Source organism: Micromonospora sp. LOL_023, from assembly GCF_048060115.1.
Lineage (GTDB): Bacteria > Actinomycetota > Actinomycetes > Mycobacteriales > Micromonosporaceae > Micromonospora_E.
On sequence record NZ_JBHMIM010000124.1, the window covers coordinates 1 to 4,789 of the forward strand.

The following is a 4,789-nucleotide window of genomic DNA, read 5'->3' on the forward strand; positions in this document are numbered from 1 at the left end:
TCCAGCCGTGCACGCCGGCGCCTTCGACCAGCCGTGGCGGCGCGGTGCGGGAGTTCGCGGGTCTACCGGCCCCGGCGGCGTGTTGCCGGGCGCTCGACCAGGCGTTCATGGCTCACCGTGCCCTTGAGCAGCAACTCCGCCCGCAACCACGCATCGACCACATGCGCGAACACATCGATCAGCTGCCCACGAGCCGGCCGCGCCCGAACTGGCGGCACCACCTCGCCGCCGCCAGCAGCCAGGTACTTCTTCACCGTCCGCCAGTTCAGACCCGTCTCACGGGCGATCTCCGAGACACTCGCACCAGCCTCGTGCAGCGCCCGGAACCGACGCACGTCCAGCCACCGCTGCTCATCCAACGCACTCACCGCCAGCCGTCCCACGCCGGTCCGATCACGACCCGGGAAGCCTCACCCCCAGTCACCCGCAGACGACGGACAAACGGTGCGCACCTCTGCAAGATCAGCGGCTCTGTCGCTGATCTTGTGACGGCATCCGGTGATCGCCAAGATCATCGCAATGCTGTCCACACTGCTCGAGCTGCTCCCGCACCTGTCCGGCGTCGTCGTCGAAGGGGCCGAGCGATCGTCTGGGATGATCGTGTTGAAGGCGCGGCCGCGAACGCGGGTAAGCCGATGCCCACGATGCGGCAACGCCTCGGCGCGTACGCATGGCACGTATCGGCGTCAGCTGGCCGATGCCGCGCTCGGCGGCTGCGCCGTGGTGATAGACCTGTTGGTGCGACGGTTCAAGTGCGTGTCGCAGGCGTGCCCGGCGGTGACGTTCGCCGAGCAGGTACCGGGTTTGACTCATCCGCACGGACGGCGTACTCCGCTGCTGCAGCAACAACTCGTTCAGATCGCGGTCGCGCTCGCGGCCCGGCCGGCGGCTCGACTGGCTCGACGGCTCTGCCTGCCAATCGCCAAGGACACCCTGCTGCGGCTGGTCCGTGCTCAGCCGGAGCCGCCGGTCGGTGACGTGAGAGTCGTCGGTGTCGACGACTTCGCGCTGCGCCGCCGTCATGTCTACGCCACGATCATCGTGGACCTGGACACCCGCCGCCCGATCGAGGTACTCGAGGGCCGGGAAGCCGGCCCGGTCACCGCCTGGCTGGCAGAACATCCCGATATCGTGGTCGTGTGCCGGGACCGCGGTCGGGCATATGCCGAAGCCGCCCGAGCCGGCGCTCCCCAGGCCGTGCAGGTGGCGGACCGGTGGCAGTGCGCCATGAGGCGCCTGGTTGTATCCCCGACGAAGTCGGGAGGGACTCGGAGGGAGGTCCTTGGGTTCGATGGCTGACCTGGATCCGAAAGGTGAAGGGGACAACAGCATGCCATTGAAGCGGCGGCCGTGCTCAGGCGTTGGAGGCGATGCGTCGTGGAACCCGCGTGATATGGCGAAGGCTGGATTGCTTGAACCCCAATTCCCAGCGGATGGATGGTCGCATCCGTCGGAAATCGACGCCCGAAGCCGACGCCGCGTTCTGCTCTGGCTTGATGCCATGGCCGGGGCAACCTCTGGAACGCGGAGCGATGCCCAGTGAGGGTATTTAAGGGGATGAGTGGGGCGCCTACGTCGCGCTGACACGTACGGCCAGGACGAACATGGGATCGCCTACGGGACGCGAGTCCTACGGCGACGGAGGTCCCGTAGTAGTCGCCGGAGTCACGACCGGCCGGGGAGGGCGGGAGAGCCGCCCACAGGGCGAAGGGGACCAGGTGATCGGACACCTTGAGATCGGGAGGTATGCGTAATGCAGAGCGCCGAAACGGTGCTGGGTGTCCTGCGTGAGCGCGGCAGGCGTGGCCTGCCGTGTGAGGAACTGTATCGACAGTTGTTCAACCCGCAGTTGTATCTGCTGGCCTACGGGCGCATCTACGCCAACAAGGGGGCGATGACGCCCGGGGTCACCGGGGAGACCGTGGACGGCATGCCGCTGGGCAAGATCGAGCGGATCATCGATGCGCTGCGCCACGAGCGCTACCGGTTCAGCCCAGCCAAACGGATCTACATCCCGAAGAAGAGCGGCAAACTGAGGCCGCTCGGGCTGCCGCCGTGGTCGGACAAGCTGGTCGGCGAGGTGGTGCGCCTGCTGTTGGAGGCGTGTTACGAGCCGACCTTCTCCGACCGCTCACACGGTTTCCGTCCCGGACGGGGCTGTCACACCGCGTTGCGGGAGATAGCCAACACCTGGACCGGGACGACCTGGTTCATCGAGGGTGACGTCTCCGACTGCTTCGGCAGTTTCGACCATCAGCTCATGCTCGACACGATGGCCGAGCGCATCCACGACAACCGGTTCCTGCGGCTGATGCGGAACATGCTCCAAGCCGGATACCTGGAGGACTGGGTCTGGAACGCGACGCTGAGCGGGGTCCCGCAAGGCGGAGTCGTCTCGCCCGTGCTCTCCAACATCTACCTGCACCGGTTGGACGAGTTCGTGGAAACCGTTCTGATTCCGGAGTACACCCGAGGGCGGATCCGCAAGCAGGACACCGCCTATGCCAGGGTGCGCGCCGCGCGAGACCGGGCACACCGGCGTGGTGACCGCGCCACGGCGCGCAAGCTGCGTCAACAACTGCGCGGGATGCCCAGCGGAGATCCCCGCGATCCGGGCTTCCGCCGGTTGCACTACGCCCGGTACGCCGACGACACCCTGCTCGGGTTCGCCGGACCCAAGGCCGAAGCCGAACAGATCAAGGCCCGCCTCGCGGCGTTCCTGCGTGACGATCTCAAGCTGGAACTGTCGCAGGAGAAGACCCTGATCACGCACGCCCGCACTCAGGCGGCGAGATTCCTCGGCTACGAGATCACCGTGCACCACAACGACCGCAAGGTCACCCGGGGCCGTCGCAGCGCCAACGGTGTCGTCGGCCTGCGTGTCCCACCGGCGGTGATCAAGGCCAAGAGTGCCCCCTACCTGGCGCGCGGCAAACCCGAGCGCCGGGCCCGGCTGATCAACGACGACGACCACACCATCGTCAACACGTACGCAGCCGAATACCGGGGCATCGTCCAGTACTACCTGCTGGCCGGTAACGTCGCTCGACTCTACCGGCTGCACTGGGTCATGGAGACCTCGCTGCTGAAGACCCTGGCCAACAAGCACCGCTCGTCGGTGTCGAAGATGGCCCGCAAGTACAAGACCACCATCGACACTCCGCACGGGCCTCGTCGCTGCCTGGAAGCCAGGATCGAACGCGGCGGCAGGAAACCGCTGGTCGCACGGTTCGGCGGAATTCCCCTCCGGCGGCAGCGGGACGCGGTCCTCGGCGACCGTCTCCCGGTCCCGGGCATCATCCGCCACAAGGAGCTGGTCACCCGGCTGCTGGCGAACCGATGCGAAATCTGCCGCGACACCGACGGCATCTCGGTGCACCACGTCCGCCGCCTGACGGACCTGCACCGGCCGGGACAGCCACAACCCGCGTGGGCTCAGTAGATGGCACGACGGCGGCGCAAGACCCTCGTGGTCTGCCCCTCATGCCACGAAGCGATCCACACCGGGCAACCAACCCCGCAACTCACGTAGTAGTCACCGGAGAGCGACGTGCGGTGAAAGTCGCATGCGTCGTTCGGACTGGGGGCCGCCGGAAAAGGACCCGCAACCCCTGCGGGCACCTCGCCAGCGGCCCACCAGTGCTCTGTGGAACAACTTGTGAGGCGGTCGACAAGACCGTCGCCGCGCACCACAGCTGCATCAAGATAGCGTTCGCGCCAGCCCGGCCAGCGACGGAGGCTCCGCCACCGTCGCTGCCAGACGCGCACCTCGACGTCCGTGGCCGGCCTCGCGCGCTGGCAGCCCGCACTACCGAGCGCTACCGGACTGTTCAGGAGCTGGTCGCTGCGGGCCGTTCGCTACGCGGCATCAGCCGCGACCTGGAGCTGGACCACTACGCGGTGCGCCGCTACGCCCGCGCCGAGAGCCTCGACGAACTCCTCGCGCCGACGATCCACCGCCGCTCCGTACTCGACGCGTTCAAGCCCTACCTCTACAAGCGGTTCACCGAGGGGCAGCGCAACGCCGTGCAGCTGTACCGAGAGGTCCGGGAACGGGGCTACACCGGCAGCGCCAGCACGGTCAACCTCTACGTGCACCTGCTCAAACGCGGCGTGACCACCCCGCCCCCGCCGCGCCCGATCCCGGCTCCCCGTTCCGCGGCGACGATGCTGCTGACACATCCCGACCGGCTCCCACCCGAACAGGAACGCAACCTGCACGACGTCCAGACGGCATGCCCGCACCTGGCCGCCATCGGCGCCCACGTGCTGGCCTTCGCCAAGATGCTGGCCAATCTCACCGGCCGCGAAGACCTGGACGCCTGGATCAACGACGCCCGCGCCGACGACCTACCCCACCTGCGGCAGTTCGCCGACGGGCTTCGAACCGACTACGACGCCGTCCTGGCCGGACTCTCCACCACCTGGAGCTCCGGCCAGGTCGAAGGACAAAACACCAGAGCCAAACTGGTCAAACGCCTCGGCTACGGCCGCGCGAACTTTGACCTGCTCCGCAAACGTATCCTGCTCCAGGCGTGAGCCGACGTCACAAGATCAGCGAAAGAGCCAGATCAGCTGTACATAGCTCTGCACTCCAGGCCGTACCCCGACAGCGCGACGCCCTGGCGCAACGGCTCCAGCAGGTCGGGCTGCAACTGCACCCCGAGAAAACAAAGATCGTGTACTGCCGGGACCGCGTGTCAACGGTCAGTTGGTTGGCCGGGTGGGCGGACGTGGGGCATCCGGGCAGGCGGACAGCTTTTCTCCGGATGGGCGGTCACGAGATCTG

General features: G+C 67.3%; 4 protein-coding genes. 3 read left to right on the top strand and 1 reads right to left on the bottom strand.

Going from position 1 to position 4,789, the window contains the following annotated elements; translation table 11 throughout:
- Positions 1-62: 62 nt before the first annotated feature.
- Entirely contained in the window at positions 63-368 is a 306-nt protein-coding gene (locus tag ACFHVL_RS30720) for a helix-turn-helix domain-containing protein (RefSeq protein ID WP_416632099.1), read from the bottom strand.
- Positions 369-594: 226 nt separating this feature from the next.
- Here ACFHVL_RS30720 and ACFHVL_RS30725 point away from each other — a divergent pair, with 226 nt between their 5' ends.
- The 3 genes from ACFHVL_RS30725 to ACFHVL_RS30735 all read left to right on the top strand — a co-directional run bounded on the left by ACFHVL_RS30725 (position 595) and on the right by ACFHVL_RS30735 (position 4,539).
- On the top strand, positions 595-1,299 hold the full coding sequence (locus ACFHVL_RS30725) for an ISL3 family transposase (RefSeq protein WP_416632102.1): 705 nt from the start codon (positions 595-597) through the stop codon (positions 1,297-1,299).
- A 454-nt stretch (positions 1,300-1,753) separates the two neighbouring features.
- Positions 1,754-3,442, top strand: a complete 1,689-nt coding sequence (locus ACFHVL_RS30730; protein WP_416632100.1) for a reverse transcriptase domain-containing protein — start codon at positions 1,754-1,756, stop codon at positions 3,440-3,442.
- 197 nt (positions 3,443-3,639) lie between these two features.
- Positions 3,640-4,539, top strand: a complete 900-nt coding sequence (locus ACFHVL_RS30735) for a transposase (protein WP_416632101.1) — start codon at positions 3,640-3,642, stop codon at positions 4,537-4,539.
- Positions 4,540-4,789 lie beyond the last annotated feature (250 nt).